Genomic DNA, 22,712 nt, shown 5'->3' with positions numbered 1-22,712 from the left:
CCTCCTAATTTGCATTAACTAAGCTTTTTATTTTAGAACCTACATCTTTTAATGAAAGTACATAGTCCACGCATCCTGTTTCATAAGTTACTTTTGGCATTCCATAGATAGTGGAACTCTTTTCATCTTGTGAAATAGTTATGCCTTTATTCATTTTTACAACTACAGTTCCTTCAGCTCCATCTTTTCCCATCCCTGTTAGGACAACTGATATTATTCTATTAGTATATATGGCTGATGCTGATATAAATAATTTATCAACAGCAGGTCTTACCCCCCAAATTGGAGGTTCTTTATTAGTCCTTATAACTCCTGGCTTTTCCACAGTCATATGAAATCCTCCTGGAGCAATATATACTTTATTTTTTTCTATCTTAATACCATCACTAGCCTCTAAAACATCTAGAGCACATTTTTTATTTAACCTTTCTGCAAAAGCTTTGGTAAATCCACTTGGCATATGCTGAACTACTAAAACAGATATGTCTAGATCCGTAGTTAATTCTGAAATTACTTTTTCTATTGCATTAGGACCACCTGTTGATGCTCCTATTAAAATTATGTCTCGTCTACTTTTCAAAACGTTATGTACCAATAGTGCATCCACCTCCTATAGTCTTTTTAGACTACTTCCAATACTTCTAATTGTAACTGCACCATCTTCACTTTCTAAAATCATAGTTCTTCCTTTGTTTCCTCCTGTATCTTCCGCTATTAAAGGAATAGATAATTTTTTTATAGTTTCTACAACAGCAATGCTATTTCTTTTCCCAATATCACTAATAATTTTCTTATCTGGAAAGTTGAACATTGACGCTCCACCTGCTATTTTAGCTGTTATGTTACTCTTTCTACATCCAAGAGATATCATTTTTGATAGCAAATTTTCAATTCCTAAATCAGCGTACTTAAAAGGATTGACTACGTTTTTGAATTGTGTACTATCTGGTAACATTATATGAACTAATCCGGAAATTCTTTTTTCCTTATCATATAAGGCTATACCGACACAGGATCCAAGTCCCATGGTTATTAATCTATCTGGGGCAGAAACAATAGCTCCATCTGCTATTCCAACTCTAACCTCTTTCTTCTCCTCCAAATTCGTCACCCCTGAAAAATAATCTCTTCTTCTTCTATTGTTAATATTTTTTCTAAGTCTAGCATTATAATTATATTATTATTTTTCTTTACTAGTCCTTTTATATATCTTTTTGATATTAATGTTGAAAGACTTTCTGGATTGCTTATTTCCTCATCCAATATACTTTGAACTTCACTAACACTATCTACTGATATTCCAAATTTACCTACATCTCTTTTTACCACTATAATTTTTTTATCCGAGGTATTTTCTAATTTTAGCTTAAATTTTTTTACAAGACTTATGATAGGTAAAACTCCATTTTCATAGTTAATTACTCCATCTAAAAAACTTGGTGAGTCTGGTAAAACAGTAGGTTCTTCGTAACCTAGAATTCTTTCTACTTCCATTATATCTGTGGCATAAAACTCATGACCTAGTTTAAAAACTAATATTTTTATCTCCTTCATTATCTCTTTTTCCTCCTACAGAAGTAATTTATCTACAACTAAACTACTATCTTTATCTATATAAGCATGTACATTTTTTGATGGCTTTTCTAAAATATATTTTTTATTTCCTATAATGAAAATAGTGTTATGATATGCAGTGTCTACAAAAATTTCTCCATCTTTATCTACTTCTAAGTTAGTAAATACTCCTGAATCACTACCTACAATTGAAGCATTAATACACTTACCCGCTTTTAAATGCCCACCTCTACATACAGAATTTTTTAAACAAAATTTAATATTACCAGATGAACTTAATTTACTAGTAAACAATCCTTTACCAATTATATTTATATCGCCTACAACGATTATTTCAGACTCTTGCGCATATTCTATAGTTAAATCTGAAGTTATTATTGTTTCTTTTTCTAATTCTTCTAATTCCTTATTTAATTCTTCTATTATTCCTTCAACTTCAGTAATATCTTTTATATTACTAGGAGCTGCACCTATAAGCTTTCCTCTAATTAATTTTATAACTTCCGAATTGTAGCAACTATCTTTCATAGCATTCGACATAGCCTTAACACAATTCTTAGAAACACTTTTATATTTTGTTTCTATTAATAATTTAACTATCATTCCATCAGTTATATCCTTTTGAATTAAATTATGCTCTTTTAAATAAACAACATTAGCTACTAGAGACTTTAAATCCTCTTTTAACTCATTTAAGGTTTTAATTCTAATCTCTTTAACTAAATCTGCTCCTCCAACTTCAACAACAGAATGAACTACATTGCCCAAAATTTCCGATGTATTCTTCGACTCTATAAAAGCATTAAATACTCCACTTTTTACAAATACACTACCACCTGAAGTTATTTTCATACCTTCAGTAACTTTTCCATTTATTTGAACATTAGCAGGGAATTTAATATTTCCTGTAGCCATTGTAACATCCTTATTTAATATATATATAGGTTCAACCCATATAGTACCTTTATTAAAATTTGGTTTTCCATCTATAGTTGATATTATTAAGTTATCTTTTAGCTTACAACCTTGTCCAGCTAAAAAATTGATTTTTTTCTTTTCCTTTCCTGGTATTCTTTCAGAAAAAACACTTTTCCCATCAACACCATTTTCCCCTTTTATAATTTCGGCTAAAACTTCATTAGCTTTAACACTTGTTATATAATTAAAATCTCTAAAATCTATTTTTTCTTTATTTTCATCTATTTTTATTTTTTTGCTATAATTAAAAAATATTTTTAAACTATCTTCAATTGGAGGTTTTACTTTTACGCCTTTTGCCACTAGCATTTTATTTATATCTTTATTAACTTTTATGTATTCTATAGAATCTTTATCTATTCCATAAGATATACCAACTTTTTTTAACTCATTAATTAATTGATCTTCTGTAATTATAGGAGGTTCATTTCCCTCTTCTATATCTAATTCTAATATTAAATTATTAGTTTCCTCTAAATCTTTTAAGTAATATATAACCTCTTTTTTATAAGAAATAGATATATAAGCCTCAGTTTTATCTGAATTAAAGCTTATATCTATTGTTCTTTTTCCAGGCTCCTTTAACGCCTTAAATTCTATAGAGTCTTCTTCTTTTACAGTGCTTGTTCTATTTATCTTCTCACCATTTATGTATAAATCCCCATCTAAAGGTGGTGAAATGGTAGCATATTTACCATTTCCAATTGGATTTTTAATTATTATCTTTCTGCCTTTTACCAAAGCACTTCCATCAACGTTATTGACCTTATTATAATTTTCTTCCATTCGCCCAAACACCTCTCTACTACTTTACCATACTTTAATTTCCATTTAATAATATCATACTTTAATATTTTTTTAAATATTATTTAATTTTTTAAAAAATATATAACTAATTAGCATATTAACATCTAAATTTTTCTACATACAACTTTATTTCTTCATCAAATTCCTTAATTAACTTTCTCATAATCTCATTCTCTATATTTAAATTTATATCATCTACTTTTGATATTGGAAGTATTTTAGGCGAAGTTCCTGATATAAACATAGCATCTATTTCTTTTAAATCATTAAAATTTATCTTTTTTTCTTCAAAAGTTATTCCTAAGTTCTTAGCTAAAGATATTATTCTACCTCTTGTAACTCCTGGTAAAACATCCTCTAATGGAGAAGTGTATAATTTTCCTTCTTTTATCATAAATATATTAGATTTACTCCCCTCTGTTATAAAACCATTGGAATTCACAAGTATCGCTTCAAATGCATTGGATTTAATAATTTCATCTGTTACTTTTTTTCTAAAATTACTATCAACCACCTTTGCATTAGGATTTATTCTTTCCCCGTGATAAAGTATAGTTTCAACTCCACTTTTATACATATCATCTCTTGGGTAATTATGTTTTATAGTAAAAACTTTCATTGTATCTGTTTTTATATCGAAGGTAAGCTTTATATTACCGTACTCTAAATTGTTAGCATGTATAAGTCTAATTAAGTAATCCTTTATCTTATCATACTTATAAGAAAATGGTTTTTCCATTAATCTAAAAGAAGATTCTAATCTTTTTATATGATCTTCATAAAATAAAGGAACTTTATTAATCACTCTTATAACTTCATATATAACTCTTTCTTTTTCTGTCGTATCATTTGTATAATTATTTATACTTTCTAAATGACCATCTTCCAAATAGTATTCTAAAATAGCTTCCATATTAATTCTCCTCACTACTTCCATTTTAATATCTCAAAATTATTTTTCTTTTTATAATTTATTAAATATGCATTTCCAACTAAATCTAATAAAGGTTTATCTGATAATGAATCTGAAAACATATAGGAGTTTTTATAATCAACATCTATGTTATCTCTTTTTAAAACTTCTTTAAGTCTCCTTACCTTTTCTTCACCCTTACAATTTTCTCCTTGCATTCGTCTTATAAATTTACCATCTTTTAAAGTAAATTTTGTTCCTATAATCATATCAACTTCCTTTATAGCATAAAATTCCCTTAAATAAAACTCTGGAGAAGCTGATATTAAATATATTTTATATCCTTGCTGTTTTAAGTTTTTCATCATTTCTATGGCATCTTTATATAATATTTTTTCTAGAACATCTTTATAGAAATTTTTAATTAATAAAGTTAATTCCTTTTCATCTATTCCATCTATAAATTTAAGAAAACTTTCTTTAACTCTTTTTTCATCATATATTTTTATAGAATACATCAATCCACTATACAAAGCTCTTGGAAGAAATTTAATACTCCTTATATCTTTAATAATAACATATTTAAATAATTGCATTAGAGTTTCTTTTCTAGTTATAGTATAGTCTACATCAAATATTGCTAGTTTATCCATCCCAACCCCTCCTAGGCTATTTCACTATTAATTATATACTATAATCTGCTATATTTAAACAAATTAGTCACTGAATTGACTTTAAAGTATAGACTATATCTGAAGACAAAAAAATATTACTGTTTAAGATATATCTATAAAGTAAACTACTCAAACAATAATATTTTTTTATTTTATTAACTTAATTTTTTTAAAAATTCTTCTAATCTATTTAATCCTTCTTTTATAATTTCTATAGATGTTGCATAAGACAACCTTATATAACTATCTAACCCAAAAGCTGCTCCTGGTATTACTGCAACATTTTCTTCTTTTAATAAGCTTTTGGAAAAATCTAAAGATGTTAGTATCGGATCTCTATCTATTGATTTCCCATAATAGTTTTCTACACAAACCATTATATAAAAGGCCCCTTTAGGTCTTATAATTGATAAACTATCTATTTTTTGTAATCTATCAATCATGTAATTTCTTCTTTTTTCAAACTCTTTTATCATAGCCTCTATATTAATTTGGCTTCCAGTTAAAGCTTCAACAGCCGCATATTGAGAAATTGAATTTACATTTGATGTAACATGACTTTGGACACTGCTCATAAGGGTAGCTATTTCTTTGCTAGAAGCAGAGTATCCTACCCTCCAACCAGTCATAGCATAAGATTTAGATAATCCATTAATTACTATAGTCCTATTGAATGAATCTTCTGATATAGAAGCAATACTTATATGATTTTCATTATCATATATTAATTTTTCATATATTTCATCTGATATTATTATTAAGTCACTTTCTTTTGCAAACTCTGCAATTTCTATTAACTCTTTTTTGCTATATATACTTCCAGTTGGATTGTTAGGACTATTTATTAGAATGGCTTTAGTTTTATTTGTAAGAACATCTTTCAAATCTTTAATTGTATATTTGTAATCATTCTCTTTAAGAGTGTTAACAAATACTGGTATGCCATCTGCTAATTTAACTAACTCAGGATAACTTACCCAATAAGGAGTTGGTATTATAACCTCGTCTCCAGGATTAAGTATCGCCATAAAAGCATTTGCTAGACTTTGCTTAGCTCCTGTAGATACTACCACTTGGCTAGGCTCATAATATAATCCATTCTCTTGTCTAAATTTATTACAAATAGCTTTCCTTAATTCTAAAATTCCACTTGTTGCTGTATATTTTGTTTTTCCTTCTTTCATAGCTAATATAGCTGCATTAATTATATTTTCTGGAGTATTAAAATCTGGTTCACCTGCGCCAAAACTTATTACATCAACTCCTGATTCTTTCAATGCTTTTGCCTTTGCTGTAATTTCTAATGTTATGGATGGGTTAATTCCCATTGCTTTTTTTGATAAATCCATTTTATACCTCCATTTATTTTTTTAAATTTATAAGTTTATTTAATAATTCTTCATTTATTCCATAACTACCTATTGTATTCTCATTGCAACATTCCTTACCATGATAATCACTACCACCCGTTATAAATAATTTATATTTTTTGCATATATTATAGAAACTATTAGTTCGTTCTCTAGAATGACTAGGATGATATACTTCTATTCCCTTTAATCCATAAAACTTCAAGTCTTTTACTATATTTTCTATGGCTAACCCTTTATAAATTTGTCCCGGATGTGCTAGTACCGCAATTCCCCCTGAATTATTTATAACTTGTATGGCATCTTTATAGTTTAATTTGCACCCTCTCACGTAAGCAGGCTTTCCCTTGACTAGAAAACTAGTAAAAGCAGCTTTATAGTTGTCAAAGTATCCTTTTCTAACCATTGCGTTAGCAACATGACTTCTTCCAACTGTAGAGTCTAAATCAATAGCTAAATCATCTATAGCTAAATCAATATTATTTCTTTTTAACTTAAAAAGTATTTCTTCTACTCTATTTATTCTAGCTTTATTTAATTTATCTACAGTATTTATTAAGTTTTCATCTTTTATATTTATAAAATAGCCTAGTATGTGTAACTCTAAATCTTCATACTCAGTACTTAACTCTATTCCAGGTATCAAATTTATATCATCATATGAGTTATTAATCACATATTGTGACATTATGGAATCATGGTCTGTTATAGAAATATTTTTCACTCCTAAGCCTTGAGCAGTTTTTATAATTTCTTCTGGTGTCATGTTGCCATCTGAATAATTTGAATGAATATGTAAATCTGCATAGTTCATTTTAACACCTTATTTCTTAAGTATATATATTAAAAATATATCATTATTAATATAAAATAACAATTAAAAAATTGTAGATAGTAATTTCCCTTGCTCCGTTGTTTCACTCCAAGTCAACGTAAACTTATATATGTTCTCTTGAAAACTGAATGAATAAAAGTATAAAATAAATATATTTTTGTAAATTACTAAAAGCCTATATAATCATATCTCTAAAAATTTCAAATTTTATATTTTTCTATAAATAAAAAAAGTGCCTTATTTGGCACTTTTTTTATTCTTCATCAACTAATTCTTCACTATAAAATTTTGATACTCTATCAAACTCTTCTTCTTCTGGAACTACTAATTCTCCATCTTCAGTTGATCTAAATAAGTAAACTGAATCTTCATTTGGATCTTGAGCTAAAATATACTCATTTTCCTCAAATTCAAAAGCATCTATAATTGGACATGATACAACATTTCCATTATCATCTTCTAAATCTACAACAAAATGCTCGTGATGGTCTTCTCCACATCCGCATCCTTCATGATGATCATGTTCATGATGATTTCCACACCCAGTTCCTTCGTGGCATCCACATTTATTTTCATTATCCATTGTTATAATCCTCCTTCATGTAGGTTATCATTCTATTTAATTCTACCCTTAATTAATAGAAATTAAAAGCAAAATATTAAATTATTTTTCAATTGATGTTATTAAATAAAAAAATAAGGGGCTAAATAGCCCCTTATTTTAAAACTATTGTTGTTCAGCTAATCTCTTGTAGTTTGCTAATCTTTCCATAGCATCCTTTTCTGTCTTCTCAAATAGAGCTTCAGCTGCTTCTGGGAATGCTTTTGCTAATGAAGCATATCTAACTTCTCCCATTAAGAATTCTCTAAAGCTACTCTTTGGTTCCTTAGAATCTAATGAGAATGGGTTCTTAGTTCCAATTAAACTTGGATTGTATCTGTATAGTCCCCAATATCCAGATTCAACTGCTTTTTTAGCTTCATCTTGGCTATTAGCCATACCATTCTTAATACCATGGCTTATACATGGAGCATAAGCAATGATTAATGATGGACCATCGTAAGCTTCAGCTTCTGCTATTGCCTTAAGAGTTTGGTTCTTATCTGCACCCATAGAAATTTGAGCTACATATACATATCCATATGTCATAGCCATCATTCCTAGATCTTTCTTCTTAGTTCTCTTTCCTGATGCAGCAAACTTAGCTATTGCAGCAGTTGGAGTTGATTTTGAAGATTGTCCACCAGTATTTGAGTATATTTCTGTATCAAATACAAGAACATTTACGTCTTCTCCTGAAGCAAGAACATGGTCTAATCCACCGTATCCGATGTCATATGCCCATCCGTCTCCTCCGAATATCCATTGAGATCTCTTAACTAGGAATTCTTTATCCTTTAAGATTTCTCTTGCATAATCAGCATCAACATTTTCTAAAGTAGCAAGAACTCTATTACCTCTATCTCTTGTACCTTCTCCACTGTTCATGTGATCTAACCAGTCTTGAAGTACTGCTTTAACATCTTCTGAAGTTTCTACTTCTAGAGCCTTCTTCATGTTATCAGCTATTCTTTCTCTTATAGCCTTAACTCCTAAGAACATACCTAATCCAAATTCAGCATTATCTTCGAATAATGAGTTAGCCCAAGCTGGACCGTGTCCTTCATTATTTATTGTATATGGAGTTGCTGGAACTGATCCACCCCAAATTGATGAACATCCAGTAGCATTAGCAATCATCATTCTATCACCGAATAATTGAGTTACAAGCTTAGCATATGGAGTTTCTCCACAACCTGCACAAGCTCCTGAGAACTCAAATAATGGTTGTTCGAATTGGCTACCTTTAACTGTGTTCTTATTCATTGGGTTCTTCTTAGGTGCAACATCTTTAACTGCATAATCCCAAGCTTCAATTTGCTCTTCTTGAGTATCCATTGGTTTCATTATTAATGCTTTACCAGGTGCTGGACAAACTTGAGCACAGTTTCCACAACCTGTACAATCTAATGGAGTAACTCCAATTGTATAGAATGTTGGTTCTTCTGTCTTTAATGCCTTTGCAGGAACAATTTTCATTGATTCTGGTGCATTTTCTTTTTCATTTTCATTTAATAAGAATGGTCTTATAACAGCATGTGGACATACATATGCACATTGGTTACATTGGATACATTTATCTTGTTGCCATTCTGGAACATTGATAGCTATACCTCTCTTTTCATATGCAGCAGTACCTGCCATGAATGTACCATCTTCCATTCCATCAAATGCTGAAACTGGAAGGTCAAATCCTTTTTGAGCATTAATTGGCTCAACAATATTTTTGATGAAGTCTGGAATATCATTTCTATCTTTCTTAGCTTCATCAGCAGCATTCTTCCAATCTGCTGGAACTTCTATTTTAACTACAGATTCAACACCTTTATCTATAGCGGCATTGTTCATATTAACAACTTTTTCACCTTTTTTACCATATGACTTAACAACAGCGTCTTTTAAGTATTTAACAGCATCTTCAACTGGAATGATGTTAGCAATCTTAAAGAATGCAGCTTGCATTATCATATTGATTCTTCCACCAAGACCAATTTCTTGTGCTATCTTAACAGCATTTAAAGTGTAGAAATCAATGTTATTTTCAGCTATATATCTCTTCATTGAAGCTGGTAATTTTTCATTAACTTCTTCTGGTGTCCAAATTGTATTTAATAAGAACTTACCATTTTTCTTTAATCCTTCTAATACATCATACTTATAAACATAAGCTTGATTATGACATGCTATAAAATCAGCTTTATCAACTAAATAAGGTGACTTAATTTGTTTCTTACCAAATCTTAAGTGAGATACTGTTATACCACCTGATTTCTTTGAATCATATGCGAAATATCCTTGAGCATACATATCTGTATGGTCTCCAATAATTTTTATAGCACTCTTATTAGCACCAACTGTACCATCTGATCCTAATCCCCAGAACTTACATGCTTTAGTTCCTTCTGGAGTAGCATCTATATCACCTGATATTTCTAATGAAGTATTAGTTACATCATCAACTATACCAATTGTAAATCCATCCTTTGGATTTTCTGATGCTAAGTTAGCATATACTGAAGCTATGTGTGCTGGATTTGGATCTTTTGAACCTAATCCATATCTTCCTCCAACTATAACTGGAGCATTTTCTCTACCATAGAATGCACTCTTAATATCTAAGTATAATGGTTCTCCAATTGAACCTGGTTCCTTTGTTCTATCTAAAACAGCTATAGATTTTACTGTAGCTGGTATTACCTTTAATAATCTTTCTGTTGAGAATGGTCTGTAAAGTCTTACTTTAACTACCCCAACTTTTTCTCCCTTTGAAGTTAAGTAGTCAATAGTTTCTTCAGCAACGTCAGTTGAAGATCCCATTGTAACTATTACTCTATCAGCATCTGGAGCACCATAGTAATCGAAGCAGTGGTATTCTCTTCCTGTTAACTTAGTTATTTCAGCCATGTAGCTTTCAACAACTTCTGGAATATCTTCGTAGAATCTATTTACTGATTCTCTAGTTTGGAAGTATATATCAGGATTTTGTGCTGTACCTCTTGTTACTGGGTGATTTGGGTTTAAAGCTCTCTTTCTAAAAGCATCTAAAGCATCATAATCAACTAACTTAGCTAATTCATCATATTCTAAAACTTCTATTTTTTGAATTTCATGTGAAGTTCTAAATCCGTCAAAGAAGTTCATAAATGGTATTCTAGTCTTTATAGAAGTTAAGTGAGCTACTGCTGCTAAATCCATAACTTCTTGAACTGAACCTTCTGCAAGCATTGCAAAACCAGTTTGTCTTGCAGCCATAACGTCTTGATGGTCTCCAAATATACTTAATGAAGAAGTTGCTAATGCTCTTGCTGATACATGGAATACTGTTGGAAGCATTTCACCAGCAATTTTGTACATATTTGGGATCATTAATAATAGACCTTGTGATGCAGTATATGTTGTAGTTAATGCACCAGCTTGTAAAGATCCATGAACAGCTCCAGCTGCTCCAGCTTCTGATTGCATTTCCATAACCTTAACAGGTTGTCCGAATATGTTCTTTCTTCCTTGTGCTACCCATTCATCAACATGTTCAGCCATTGGTGATGACGGTGTGATTGGGAATATAGCAGCCACTTCTGTAAATGCATAAGATATATGAGCAGCAGCCGTATTACCATCCATAGTTTTCATTTTTCTCATCATGTTTGACCTCTCTTCCTTATATATAAAATTTTATAAATACGTTAAATACAGAAATTTCAAACTGTATTTATTATTAAGAAATAAATTTTGGGCAAGAAAAGATTCAATCGCTTTAATTACGTCTCCGTACCCAACCCCTATCAGGTACTTCCCTGAGTCTTTATCCCCTCAAAGAATCTATTTTGTTAATTCCTCACCAAGGTTCTTTGCCTCTAAAAGCTCTTCTTCACTTGGCGATTCTTTAACGGCGATGTGTCCTGCAACATTAAAGTCATAGTCATTCATACGTTGAACCCAGTCAACCATGAATTTTCCATCGTCCCATCCATATGATCCAAATAATACTATCTTCTTTTGTTTGTTAGGTAATAGCTTAAATTGATTTATAAATGGTTCCATTTCATGTTGTTCAATTCTATTATTATCCATTGATGGACTTCCGAAAGCAACTGCGTCAGCTTCAGTTACATCTTCAACTGTTGCATCGCAAACATACTTGACATTTACATCTGCACCAGCTTCTTTAGCACCTTCTGCAATTGAGTTTGCAAGAACCTCAACATTGCCTCCATTACTCCAATAAATAACAGATATTTTTTTCATAATTACATCACCTCATCCTTTGACTTAAATTAAGTCATTTTTTTGGATATGCACTACCTATTTTTACTTACTATTTTATTATATAACACTATTTTTATTTTGCAAGTTTTATACATGTCATATTAATTGAATATAACCTTTGCACATAAAAAATAGCTTATTTTATTTTATTTAACTCTATACTTTGGATTATTACTCTAAAAATCGCATCTACACCATTAGTAATACCACTATTTTTCATATTTTTTATTATAGTATCTTTTTTATTTTTAAGTTCTTCAATTTTTGATAATAGCATTTCTTGATTTTCCATCATTTCATCTTCATCAAGCACTACTGAATATCCTTCTTTTTCAAAGGATTTTGCATTTAAAATTTGATCTCCTCTACTTATCTTCTTAGATAATGGAATTAAAAGAGTTGGTTTTTTTAGTGCTAATAACTCAAATATTACATTTGCGCCAGCTCTTGATATTACATAATCTGCTGATTTTAATAAATGTGGAAGTTCATCTTTTACATACTCATATTGTATATATCCTTTAATATTATTTAACTCTTCTGCTAAATTACCTTTTCCGCAAATATGAATAATATTAAATGTTTCCAATAGTTTATTTATATTTTTTCTTACTTCATCATTAATGCTTTTAGCCCCTAAGCTCCCACCTACTATAAGTAATATTTCTTTATTATCTTTAAATCCGCAAATTTCTTTTCCCTTAATACTACTTCCGTTTAATATTTCTTTTCTTATAGGTGTTCCTGTTAACACTCCTTTTCCATCTTTTACATAATTTAAACTTTCTCTAAAAGTAACACATAACTTTGAACAAAATGGTGAAGATAACTTATTAGCTAACCCTGGAGTTAAATCTGATTCGTGGGATACAACAGGAATTTTTCTCATTGAAGCTGCAATCACTACAGGTACTGCAACAAATCCCCCCTTAGAAAATATTATATTAGGTTTTTCTTTTTTAAGTATTTTATTTGCTTCTACAACTCCCTTCATAACTTTAAAAGGATCTGTAAAGTTTTTAACATCAAAATACCTTCTAAGTTTTCCTGAAGAAATTTGGTAGTATGGTATATTGGCATCTTTTATTATTTCTTTCTCAATGCCATCCTTGCTACCTATATATTTTATTTCAAATCCTTCTTCTTTTAACTTTGGTACTAAAGCTAAATTAGGGGTAACATGTCCTGCCGTTCCTCCCCCAGTCATTATTATTTTGTATTTATTCATTTAAACACTCCTTTTAAAACTAATATTTTATGAAATATATTATTAAATCTTTATCCTCTATTTATAAAACATATAAAAAAATTATTATTTTTCAAAATAAATTCCTATATCAATATATCATATTATTTTAAACAATTTAAATGTTATTTTTAAATTTTAAGTAAGAAAAAAACTTTATTTTAATAAAAATATAATGTACTCTCTTCCACTATTATACCCTTCTTCCTTAACTTACATATTATAATTACAAAAAAATTGCACAAGCTATAATCACAAAGGAAAAAGGAGGTGAAAAGACATGGCACAAAAATTAGTACCAGAAGCTAAAAATGGATTATCTAAATTCAAAAACGAAGTAGCTAATGAAATGGGAGTACCATTTTCTGACTACAATGGAGAACTATCTTCAAAACAATGCGGTAGCGTTGGAGGAGAAATGGTTAAAAGAATGGTAGAACAATATGAAAGAGGCATGAAATAGTTTTTCATTTGTTATATCATTAATGTATTACTTATAAATAAAGTAATGCTACAAATAAAGGAGTTATCTTAAAGTGATTAATATCATGTTAAGATAACTCCTATTTATTAATTAACTCTTATATGTTTTATCATAAGCTGAATATTCCTTCTACCATTAAACTCATTAATATTAGGATAATAAATTATATCTGCCATTGTATTTATATAGCTACTGTCGCAAGCTCTTGAAAAATCTTCTTCTCCATACCTATCTATATAGTCTTTCTTAAAATCAATAAATTTATCAAAGCTTACACCATCTATATATAAATATTTTTCATTAAATTTAAATTTAAATCTAAGCTTTAAAAAATTCTTCTCTTTTCCTAAAAGCCATATTCTTTCTACAAGAACATTTTTTACTGCGAATAAAGGGCTAGAATTCCCCTTACCAAAAGGTCTTAAACTTTCTATTACTTCTATTAACTCTTCATTTAAGTAATTTAAATTAAGTGGAGAATCTATCTTTACTATAGGAATAATATCCTCATCGCATAAAGGACAGATAGAGTTTAACTTTTCTCTTAAGGATATTATATTCTCCTCCTTAAGTGATAATCCCGCAGCCATCGGGTGACCTCCGAATTTTTCTAACAATTCGCTACACTTACTTAGTTCTTCAAATATATTGTATCCTTCTATTGATCTTGCAGATCCCTTAGGCATTTCCTTTCCTTTAGTTATTACTATACAAGGCATATTAAATCTTTCTTTTACTCTGCCCGCAACTATACCTGCTATACTTTCATGAATTGTATCATCATAAACTACTATTACTTTTTCTTCTTTTTTCTTTTCTTTTTCTATTCTTTTTATAATTCTTTCCGAACTTTCTTTTGTTAAATCCTGCCTTATTGTATTTAGTTCATTTAGCTGCATTGCTAAATGTTTTGCTTTCTCTAATTCTTTAGTAATCAATAATTCCACAGATAGATCTGCTGTTTCTAATCTACCAGTAGCATTTATACAGGGTCCTATAACAAACCCCAAGTGGTATTCCTCTATTTTTTTATCACTTAATCCAGTTACTTTTCTCAATTCCTGTATGCCAAGATTTTTACTTTCATTTAATAGCTCTAGTCCCTTTTTAACTATTATTCTGTTCTCATCTACTAAATCTACAACATCACAAACTGTTGCTATAGCTGCAAACTGTATAAGATTTAAAAATTTCTCTTCACTTATATTAAATTCATCATATAAACACTTTGAAAATTTTAATGCAACTCCTGCTCCACATAATTTTTTAAATGGATAGCTACAATCTCCTCTTTTAGGATTTACTACTGCATCAGCCTCTGGAATAGTTTCTACTAGTTCGCCATTAATATTTTCTCTAATTGGTATATCATGATGATCTGTAATAACTATCTCCATTCCTAATTCTTTAGCAAGCTCCACTTGTTCAAAAGCTGAAATTCCATTATCACAAGTTAAAATAACTTCATAGCCTTCTTCTTTAAGCTTTCTTATTCTACCACTGTGCATTCCATAGCCTTCATCTTCTCTATTTGGGATATAGTAGCTATAATTAGCTCCAATACTATTTAATGCATTAAAAAATATCACAGTGCTAATTACTCCGTCACAATCATAATCTCCATAAATTATTATTTTTTTATTATTTAAAACAGCATTTTTTATTATATCTATACCCTTTTTCATATCAGCCATAAGATGTCCATCATAAAAATCATGAATTGTTCCATTAAGAAATCTACTAACTTCTCCAACTGTATCTATGCCTCTATTGGCTAAAAGCCTTAACACTAAAGGATTTTCATTTATAGAATTAGAGAGCCTTAAAAAGCTCTCTTTTTTATTTACTAGTATCCAATTTTCTTTCATTTTTCCCCCTTAGGCAAACCTAAAATAACATAGCTTTTTTTATAGAATTCACCTTATCTTTTGAAATTTGAGATAGTATTTCAAAAGCAAAGGGAATTGCTGCTGCTGGTCCTTTTCCTGTAATTATATTACCATCTACTACAACTAAATCTTCTTTATAATTACAATCACTTATTTCATTTTCAAATCCAGGGTAACAAGTCATATTTTTATTTTTTGTTATTCCTGCTTTACCTAAAGCTATTGGCCCTGCACAAATAGCGCAAATCCATTTATTTGAGTTGTTAAACTTATTTATAAGTTCAATAACTCTTTCACTATCCTTCAAATTTCTAGCTCCTGGCATTCCACCTGGTAAGACTAAAAAGTCGTAATCTTCTATTTCCTTATTCATAATATCTTTATCAGCTTTCATTTTTATATTGTGAGAAGTAGTGACCTCTTCACCTTCTAATGCAAATGTATGACATATTACATCAGTTCTTCTTAATATATCAACAGTTGTTAAAGCCTCTAAAGTTTCAAATCCATCAGCTAATAAAATTGCTACTTTTGCCATAAAACCATCTCCTAAATTATATTATTTCTTTAATCTCATCATCTAAAGCAATAGTCATTATACTACTTCCTTTTCCTGCTCTATTTTGAAGTTTTATATCTTCTAATTCTATTACTTTTTTTTCTTTATTTTTTGAAATTAAAGTTATTTTATCTAAAGAAGTTAAAGCTATTTCATTTACATTTCTTTCGTATTCTCTACCTATTAATGAACCATAAATAACCTCATCATTTTCTTTTAAGCTTATACCTGTAACCCCTGATGCTACTTTTCCCATTGCATTAATATTTTCTGATGAAAATTTTATTCCCATAGCCTTTTTAGTTATGATTATAAGTTCTGTTTGTGATTCATTATATATTTCAACAGATATTAACTCATCATTTTCATATTTGAATTTACATGAAATTTGTGAAGAATAACTTCCCTCAAACTCTAATAAAGAAGTCTTTTTAACCATTCCCCTTTTAGTAAAGAAATAAATGAATTTATTTGATTCAAAGTTTTTTATAGAGATTAACTTTATAACTTTTTCGCCTTTTTCTATGTTATCTACTATTTTCTCTAAAGGAAGTTCTCCTGTTGCTACTCCTTGAAGTAAGAATGCTGGAATTTTAAATACTTTTCCCATATTAGTGAATAATAATACATCACTTAAAGAATCTGTACTTGTTTTTAAATTATCATTCTTTTTAATAGAGTTAAATCCTTTTATAGTTCCCTTAGCTGTTATTCCTATTGAAAAAGCTACAAACTCTAGATTTTCACTATAATTAACCTTTATTATCTCATCTTTACTTGGTAAATTAAATAATACTGTTGGTAATATATTTCTAGGTTGATCCTCTATATTAGGAATTGGTAATCCAAAGGACAATCCTTCCTTAGTGACAAATGACAAGAAGTCTTTTCTTTCATCTTCTTCTAATATTATTATATTTATAACATCTTCTTCATCCTTAAGCTTTAAAGCCTGAAGTTTTGTATAGCTTGTTTGGAACTTATCTAAAGAACTCTTTTTAATTCCACCTCTTGAAGTTACAAATTGAATATATTTATTGGGCATAAATGAGCTTACTGAAAATACCTCTACTATAGTTTCATTTTCTAAATTTAATGTCTTTATTATATTATCTACTCTTTCCCCTTTCTCCTTCCACTTACACTCTGGAATATTTATCCCTTTTGTTTGATACATATTTCCTTTGTTTGTAAATAACAATAAGCTTTCAGTTGTGTTAGATTTAAATAAAAACTTTAACTCATCCCCTTCTCTATAGTCAATATCTTCAGCTTTTGCACTTAATCTATTGAAGGTTTTTAGAGGAATTCTTTTTATAAATCCATCTCTTGAAAGTGTCACCGTAACATCTTCAACAATTATAAGTTCCTCTATATCGATTTTTGCTTCATTATCATCCTTTATTATAGATGTTTTTCTAGGATTTCTATATTTATCTGATACTTCTTTTAATTCTGTTTTAACTACTTTAAGCAACTCTTTTTCTTCTGATAATATCTTTCTTAGTCTTTTTATAGTCTTTTCTAGCTCAGCATATTCTTTTTGAAAAACCTTTATTTCTAATCCAGTTAATCTATATAACATTAACTCTAAAATTGCTTCTGCTTGCATTTCTGTGAAACTAAATTTATTTATAAGATTTATCCCTGCATCTTTTTTCGACTTAGATTCTCTAATAGTTTTTATAATATCATCTAGTACATCTATAGCCTTTATAAAACCTTCAACTATGTGGAATCTTTTTTCTGCAATTGCTAATTCTTTTATAGTTCTTCTTGTAACTATCTCTTTTTGATGATTAACATAATGCTTAATTATAGTCTTAAGTCCCATCGTTTGTGGCTTTCCATCAGCTAAAGCTACCATATTGAAGCTTACATTACATTGTAAGTCAGTTCTTTTAAATAGATACTTAAGTACTTTGTCTGCCACTTCCTCATCTACTGCTTTTCTTAATTCTATAACCGCTCTTACTCCGCTTCTGTCAGACTCATCTCTTATATCTATTATTGACTCTAAAGCCTTTGAATGTCTTTTGTCTCCAGTCATTTCAGATATAGTTTGAAGTAATTTCGCTTTATTCCTTCTGTAAGGAAATTCAGTTATAACTATACCAACTCTTCCATTTTCAAGCTTTTCTATACTAGTTTTAGCTCTTAAAGTTACTTTTCCTTCTCCAGTTTCATAAGCAGAAAGCATAGAATTTTGGCCTATAATAACGCCACCAGTAGGCAAATCTGGGCCTTTTATATAATTCATCAACTCTTTAGTAGTTATTTCTGAATTATCTATATAAGCTAAAACACCATCAGTAACTTCTCCTAAATTATGTGGAGGAATATTTGTAGCAAGACCTACAGCTATTCCAAAGCTACCATTCACTAAAAGATTTGGATATCTACTCGGTAATACTTTTGGTTCCATTTCACTATCTGAATAGTTTGGAATCATATCAACAGTATCTTTATCTATATCTCTAAGCATTTCCATAGCTATTGGAGCAAGCCTTGCCTCTGTATATCTCATAGCTGCAGCTCCATCTCCATCCATAGATCCCCAGTTCCCATGACCATCTATAAGAGTTTCTCTTGTTGAAAAATTCTGAGCCATTATTACCATTGCATCATAAACTGATGTATCTCCATGTGGATGATATTTACCTAATATATCTCCTACTATTCTGGCTGACTTGTAATATGGTCTATCAGGAAATGCTTTTAATTGGTAAGCACCATATAAGATTCTTCTATGAACTGGCTTTAGTCCATCTCTTACATCTGGTAAAGCCCTATCCTTTGCAACTTCAATAGCATAAGGCAAATAGTTATCAGGCATTGCCTCTTCTAAAGGGACCCTAATTATATTATTATCCCTTGGTATATCATTAACTTTCTTCGCCATAACTTTTCTCCATCCTATTAATTAAAATTCTCCATATCTGTACATATAAGTTTTTCTCGGCTCGACTATATCACCCATAAGTAATGAAACCATTTTCTCTGCTTTAGCCGCATCATCAATAGTTACTTGTAATAAAGTTCTAGTTTCTGGATTTAATGTAGTTTGCCAAAGTTGATCTGGATTCATCTCTCCAAGTCCTTTATATCTTTGTATAAGTGCACCTTTTCCTATTTCCTTTTTTACACTTTCTAGTTCATCATCACTGTATGCATACTTATGAACCTCTTTACCTTTAACATTTTTGTAAACCTTATATAAAGGTGGTTGTGCCAAGTATAAATGACCATTAGCAATTAAAGGTTTCATATATCTATATATATAGGTCATCCATAGAGTTCTTATATGGTATCCATCTACATCAGCATCACTCATTATTATTATTTTGTCATACTTTAAATCTTCTTCCCTATAATTTTCTAATGTGCCTGTACCTACTGCAGTATTAAATATTTTAAGTTCTTCTGATGCTAATACATTTTCAAGCTTTTGTTTTTCTGTATTCATTATTTTACCTTTAGAAGGCATTATTGTTTGAAATCTTCTATCCCTTGCTTGTTTTGCAGATCCACCAGCAGAGTCTCCTTCAACTACTATAAATTCATTAACAGTGTTATCTTTTAATGTACAAACAGCAACCTTTCCTGCAAGTGGTGCAGCACCTTTTCCTATCTTCTTTTTTTCAGCTTCATTTATCTTCTTAATTTTATCTCTTCTTTGAGCTGCTTGAAGAGCATTATTCATTAGCATTGTAGCTAATTCTTTATTATCCTCTATCCATTCACTAAATTTAGTATATGCTAAGTCATTCATCATGGTATAAGCTTCAGTACTACCCAATTTAGTTTTTGTTTGGCCTTCAAATATTGGATTAGTAATTTTAATTCTTACTATAGCTGTCATTCCTTCTCTTAAATCATCACCTTCAAAATCCTTATCCTTTTCTTTTACAAGTCCAAGCTTTTTAGCTCCTTCTTTAAAAGCCCTTGTCATTCCTGTTTTGAATCCTGTTTCGTGAGTTCCAGCTTCTGTTGTTGGAATATTGTTAACATAGCTTGCTATATTTTCTGTTGTAGAATCAGTAAACTGAATACAAAGTTCTCCAAACATTTGTATATTATTAACTGTTCTTTCTCCCTCAAAATAAATGGGTTCTTGATGTAAAGCTGTTTTACTCTCATTTAAATATTCTATAAAATCTAAAAGTCCTCTTTCAGAATAATATTCTTTTCTAAATTCTTCTTCTTTTCTTAAATCTATTAATTCTAGATATATTCCTTTGTTTTGAAAAGCTAGTTCTTGTAACCTTTCGTCTATTATGTCAACTTTAAAATCTACCGTTGAAAAAATCTCTTTATCTGGCATAAATGTAACTTTAGTACCTGTATCTTTTGTCTTTCCTACTACTTCTAACTTAGTAACAGCAGTACCAGGCATATCTCTTTTAAGCTCTTTATCATAAGAATATTCAAATCTTTGTTTATATATATTTCCATTTTGATGCACCTCTACTTCTAACCATGAAGATAATGCATTAACAACTGCAGCACCAACTCCGTGCAATCCTCCTGAAGTTTTATAATTCTTATTATCAAATTTTCCTCCGGTATGTAATTCAGTAAAGACCATTTCCACTCCAGATTTCTTTTTAATCGGATGAATACCTGTTGGAATTCCTCTTCCATTATCTTTTACAGTAATACTTTTATCTTTATTTATAATAATTGTAGCTTTATTTCCATATCCATTAGATATTTCATCTATGGAATTATCTAAAACTTCCCAAACACAATGATGTAACCCTTTTGTTCCTGTAGATCCTATATACATACCAGGTCTTATTCTAACTGGTTCTAGCTTTTCTAAGGAAGTTAAATCAGTAACATCATATCCTTTCATTAAATCTTCACTCATACAAACCTCCAAATAACTATTAATAGGTCAAATCCTATTTTTTATTAACTTACTTTAATCTTACATACTCATTATAATCTTTTTAATTTTATCATAATTAGTTTATAAATAAAAATATAAATCTTTATAAGAAAAAAGTCAAACAACTGTTCGTTTTTGATATCTATGATAATAAAAATAAAGTGGAGGAAAATCCCTCCACTTTTTATATTATTGAACATCACAAATTTCTACATTTCTAACATGTTTAGTTGGATTCCATTCTTTATTATTTTTTCTTAACATACCTTCAATAGTTATTGGTATCCAAGTTAAAGTATATAAAGAATATAATAAGAATCTAAAGAATAGTATAAGCTTCTTCTTACCTAAGAATAATGCTGTAGCTAATAAGAATGCTGCATTATAAACTATATTTATTAATAATATTTGTGCAAAGTTATCTGCTACTTCTGCAAATATAGGTAATACAAATACATTAGATGTATAGAATATTAACATTGCAAAAAGACCTGGTGATATTTTTTTATCTAATCTTAATATTAAAGGCGTAATTAAGAATTGCATAATACCAATAATCTTAAATAAAATATCCCCTGTTAAATCACTAATTACAAATATATTACCATCTCCAGTCATACCTTGAGCAAAACTTAATATTGCTGATATACCAATCATTAAGGTAAAGAAAGGTTGTATAACATATAAAGCACAATCTAAAACAAACCATTTTCTTTCCTTAAGGCCTTTCTTGACTAACTTAAAGAAATATCTAGATGCTACATCTGTAAAACCTTGCATCCATCTTCTTCTTTGAACCCAAGATTGCTTTAATGTTAAAGGTTTTTCATCATAAATTATAGCATCATGTGCCCAACCTACTTTTTCTCCATTTAAAATTAACTTACAACTAAATTCTAAATCTTCAGTTAAACAAGTTGCTCCCCATCCAAATTCCTTTAAAACATTTGTATCTATCGCAAATCCTGTTCCACCTATTTGGTTAGATAACCCAACATTTGCTCTAGCTAATTGATACATTCTATTTTGAGTCCAAAAGGCTATAGAATATGAAGCTGCTATCCATGAGTCATTTGGATTTTTACTATCTATGTAGCCTTGTACTACTTTATATCCTTCTAACATTTTTGAATTTATTTCCTTGCACCAATTTTTTGAAACTAAGTTATCAGCATCAAAAATTGCTACTGCATCATACTTTTTTTGCATCTTAAATATTTTATCAAACATCCACTCTAGTGCATATCCCTTGCCTTTTTCTTCTTTGTTGAACCTTTCATACACATATACACCATATTTTCTTGCTATTTTTGCAGTATTATCTGTACAATTATCAGCAATAACAAAAATATCAAAAAGTTCTCTAGGATAATTCTGATTCAGCATGCTTTCAATTAACTTACCTATTACCACTTCTTCATTATGAGCTGCTACTATCATTGCAAATTTTTTAGTTGGTGTATAATTTTTCTTTTCAGCTTTTCTTTTTAAACCAAAGAAAGCTAATATGAAATAATACATCATCATTACAAAAACAGTTAGTTGAAAAACAGCCGTTACAGAACTAATAATTTCTCCCATTACATCCACTCCTATAAATAAAGGAAATTTTCCTTGTATT

At 29.5% G+C, this 22,712-nt stretch carries 18 protein-coding genes; 1 reads left to right on the top strand and 17 read right to left on the bottom strand.

Features of this window, described 5'->3' with window-relative positions; translation table 11 throughout:
* Nucleotides 1-4: 4 nt before the first annotated feature.
* The 12 genes from ACZJV1_RS05885 to ACZJV1_RS05830 form a co-directional block, all read right to left on the bottom strand.
* Nucleotides 5-595 (bottom strand): CheB methylesterase domain-containing protein, encoded by a 591-nt coding sequence (locus ACZJV1_RS05885; protein ID WP_463651732.1) that lies wholly within the window; start codon nt 593-595, stop codon nt 5-7.
* 15 nt (nt 596-610) lie between these two features.
* On the bottom strand, nt 611-1,111 hold the full coding sequence (locus ACZJV1_RS05880; RefSeq protein WP_411170309.1) for a chemotaxis protein CheD: 501 nt from the start codon (nt 1,109-1,111) through the stop codon (nt 611-613).
* On the bottom strand, nt 1,108-1,554 hold the full coding sequence (locus ACZJV1_RS05875) for a chemotaxis protein CheW (RefSeq protein WP_460288048.1): 447 nt from the start codon (nt 1,552-1,554) through the stop codon (nt 1,108-1,110). Before ACZJV1_RS05875 ends, ACZJV1_RS05880 begins: the two co-directional genes overlap by 4 nt.
* Before the next feature lie 15 nt (nt 1,555-1,569).
* Nucleotides 1,570-3,339, bottom strand: coding sequence for a DUF342 domain-containing protein (locus ACZJV1_RS05870; protein WP_463651731.1), 1,770 nt, complete (start codon nt 3,337-3,339; stop codon nt 1,570-1,572).
* A gap of 118 nt (nt 3,340-3,457) precedes the next feature.
* Complete coding sequence (locus tag ACZJV1_RS05865; RefSeq protein ID WP_463651730.1) at nt 3,458-4,273, bottom strand: aminotransferase class IV; 816 nt, start codon at nt 4,271-4,273, stop codon at nt 3,458-3,460.
* Between the two features lie 14 nt (nt 4,274-4,287).
* On the bottom strand, nt 4,288-4,926 hold the full coding sequence (locus ACZJV1_RS05860; protein ID WP_463651729.1) for an HAD-IB family hydrolase: 639 nt from the start codon (nt 4,924-4,926) through the stop codon (nt 4,288-4,290).
* 176 nt (nt 4,927-5,102) lie between these two features.
* Nucleotides 5,103-6,296: a pyridoxal phosphate-dependent aminotransferase gene (locus tag ACZJV1_RS05855; protein ID WP_463651728.1), complete on the bottom strand. Its 1,194-nt coding sequence runs from the start codon at nt 6,294-6,296 to the stop codon at nt 5,103-5,105.
* A 13-nt stretch (nt 6,297-6,309) separates the two neighbouring features.
* Nucleotides 6,310-7,131, bottom strand: coding sequence for a PHP domain-containing protein (locus ACZJV1_RS05850; protein WP_463651727.1), 822 nt, complete (start codon nt 7,129-7,131; stop codon nt 6,310-6,312).
* Between the two features lie 274 nt (nt 7,132-7,405).
* Nucleotides 7,406-7,735 carry a DUF1292 domain-containing protein gene (locus ACZJV1_RS05845; RefSeq protein ID WP_460288055.1) on the bottom strand — a complete coding sequence of 110 codons (330 nt, stop codon included), beginning with the start codon at nt 7,733-7,735 and terminating at the stop codon, nt 7,406-7,408.
* 144 nt (nt 7,736-7,879) lie between these two features.
* On the bottom strand, nt 7,880-11,392 hold the full coding sequence (nifJ, locus tag ACZJV1_RS05840) for a pyruvate:ferredoxin (flavodoxin) oxidoreductase (RefSeq protein WP_463652142.1): 3,513 nt from the start codon (nt 11,390-11,392) through the stop codon (nt 7,880-7,882).
* A gap of 180 nt (nt 11,393-11,572) precedes the next feature.
* The gene (locus tag ACZJV1_RS05835; protein ID WP_411170301.1) at nt 11,573-11,998 is read right to left on the bottom strand and encodes a flavodoxin; all 426 of its coding nucleotides are present in this window, start codon (nt 11,996-11,998) and stop codon (nt 11,573-11,575) included.
* A 157-nt stretch (nt 11,999-12,155) separates the two neighbouring features.
* Nucleotides 12,156-13,247, bottom strand: coding sequence for an undecaprenyldiphospho-muramoylpentapeptide beta-N-acetylglucosaminyltransferase (locus ACZJV1_RS05830; RefSeq protein ID WP_460288058.1), 1,092 nt, complete (start codon nt 13,245-13,247; stop codon nt 12,156-12,158).
* Nucleotides 13,248-13,545: 298 nt separating this feature from the next.
* Between ACZJV1_RS05830 and ACZJV1_RS05825 the strand changes: the two genes are divergently transcribed.
* Nucleotides 13,546-13,728, top strand: coding sequence for an alpha/beta-type small acid-soluble spore protein (locus ACZJV1_RS05825; protein ID WP_322395167.1), 183 nt, complete (start codon nt 13,546-13,548; stop codon nt 13,726-13,728).
* 107 nt (nt 13,729-13,835) lie between these two features.
* Here the strand turns inward: ACZJV1_RS05825 and recJ are convergent, their stop codons facing one another.
* The 5 genes from recJ to ACZJV1_RS05800 all read right to left on the bottom strand — a co-directional run bounded on the left by recJ (nt 13,836) and on the right by ACZJV1_RS05800 (nt 22,672).
* Entirely contained in the window at nt 13,836-15,617 is a 1,782-nt protein-coding gene (gene recJ, locus ACZJV1_RS05820; RefSeq protein ID WP_463651726.1) for a single-stranded-DNA-specific exonuclease RecJ, read from the bottom strand.
* Nucleotides 15,618-15,636: 19 nt separating this feature from the next.
* Nucleotides 15,637-16,176 (bottom strand): DJ-1 family glyoxalase III, encoded by a 540-nt coding sequence (locus ACZJV1_RS05815; RefSeq protein ID WP_463651725.1) that lies wholly within the window; start codon nt 16,174-16,176, stop codon nt 15,637-15,639.
* 16 nt (nt 16,177-16,192) lie between these two features.
* Complete coding sequence (locus ACZJV1_RS05810) at nt 16,193-19,099, bottom strand: DNA topoisomerase IV subunit A (protein ID WP_463651724.1); 2,907 nt, start codon at nt 19,097-19,099, stop codon at nt 16,193-16,195.
* A 21-nt stretch (nt 19,100-19,120) separates the two neighbouring features.
* The gene (locus ACZJV1_RS05805; RefSeq protein WP_463651723.1) at nt 19,121-21,070 is read right to left on the bottom strand and encodes a DNA gyrase/topoisomerase IV subunit B; all 1,950 of its coding nucleotides are present in this window, start codon (nt 21,068-21,070) and stop codon (nt 19,121-19,123) included.
* A gap of 210 nt (nt 21,071-21,280) precedes the next feature.
* A complete protein-coding gene (locus ACZJV1_RS05800; RefSeq protein ID WP_463651722.1) occupies nt 21,281-22,672 on the bottom strand; it encodes a glycosyltransferase family 2 protein in 1,392 nt (463 codons plus the stop codon).
* Between the last annotated feature and the right edge of the window lie 40 nt (nt 22,673-22,712).

The sequence above is a fragment of the Clostridium sp. LS3 genome (genome assembly GCF_055330225.1).
The sequence above is the reverse complement of the archived record's forward strand: the minus strand, read 5'-3'. Positions and strand labels throughout refer to the sequence as shown.

What these genes read in the sequence shown, in the direction of transcription:
- ACZJV1_RS05875 (WP_460288048.1), bottom strand. Translation starts at nt 1,554, where the DNA reads ATGAAGGAGATAAAAATATTAGTTTTTAAACTAGGTCATGAGTTTTAT.
- ACZJV1_RS05870 (WP_463651731.1), bottom strand. Translation starts at nt 3,339, where the DNA reads ATGGAAGAAAATTATAATAAGGTCAATAACGTTGATGGAAGTGCTTTG.
- ACZJV1_RS05865 (WP_463651730.1), bottom strand. Translation starts at nt 4,273, where the DNA reads ATGGAAGCTATTTTAGAATACTATTTGGAAGATGGTCATTTAGAAAGT.
- ACZJV1_RS05860 (WP_463651729.1), bottom strand. Translation starts at nt 4,926, where the DNA reads ATGGATAAACTAGCAATATTTGATGTAGACTATACTATAACTAGAAAA.
- ACZJV1_RS05855 (WP_463651728.1), bottom strand. Translation starts at nt 6,296, where the DNA reads ATGGATTTATCAAAAAAAGCAATGGGAATTAACCCATCCATAACATTA.
- ACZJV1_RS05850 (WP_463651727.1), bottom strand. Translation starts at nt 7,131, where the DNA reads ATGAACTATGCAGATTTACATATTCATTCAAATTATTCAGATGGCAAC.
- ACZJV1_RS05845 (WP_460288055.1), bottom strand. Translation starts at nt 7,735, where the DNA reads ATGGATAATGAAAATAAATGTGGATGCCACGAAGGAACTGGGTGTGGA.
- nifJ (WP_463652142.1), bottom strand. Translation starts at nt 11,392, where the DNA reads ATGAGAAAAATGAAAACTATGGATGGTAATACGGCTGCTGCTCATATA.
- ACZJV1_RS05835 (WP_411170301.1), bottom strand. Translation starts at nt 11,998, where the DNA reads ATGAAAAAAATATCTGTTATTTATTGGAGTAATGGAGGCAATGTTGAG.
- ACZJV1_RS05830 (WP_460288058.1), bottom strand. Translation starts at nt 13,247, where the DNA reads ATGAATAAATACAAAATAATAATGACTGGGGGAGGAACGGCAGGACAT.
- ACZJV1_RS05825 (WP_322395167.1), top strand. Translation starts at nt 13,546, where the DNA reads ATGGCACAAAAATTAGTACCAGAAGCTAAAAATGGATTATCTAAATTC.
- recJ (WP_463651726.1), bottom strand. Translation starts at nt 15,617, where the DNA reads ATGAAAGAAAATTGGATACTAGTAAATAAAAAAGAGAGCTTTTTAAGG.
- ACZJV1_RS05815 (WP_463651725.1), bottom strand. Translation starts at nt 16,176, where the DNA reads ATGGCAAAAGTAGCAATTTTATTAGCTGATGGATTTGAAACTTTAGAG.
- ACZJV1_RS05810 (WP_463651724.1), bottom strand. Translation starts at nt 19,099, where the DNA reads ATGGCGAAGAAAGTTAATGATATACCAAGGGATAATAATATAATTAGG.
- ACZJV1_RS05805 (WP_463651723.1), bottom strand. Translation starts at nt 21,070, where the DNA reads ATGAGTGAAGATTTAATGAAAGGATATGATGTTACTGATTTAACTTCC.
- ACZJV1_RS05800 (WP_463651722.1), bottom strand. Translation starts at nt 22,672, where the DNA reads ATGGGAGAAATTATTAGTTCTGTAACGGCTGTTTTTCAACTAACTGTT.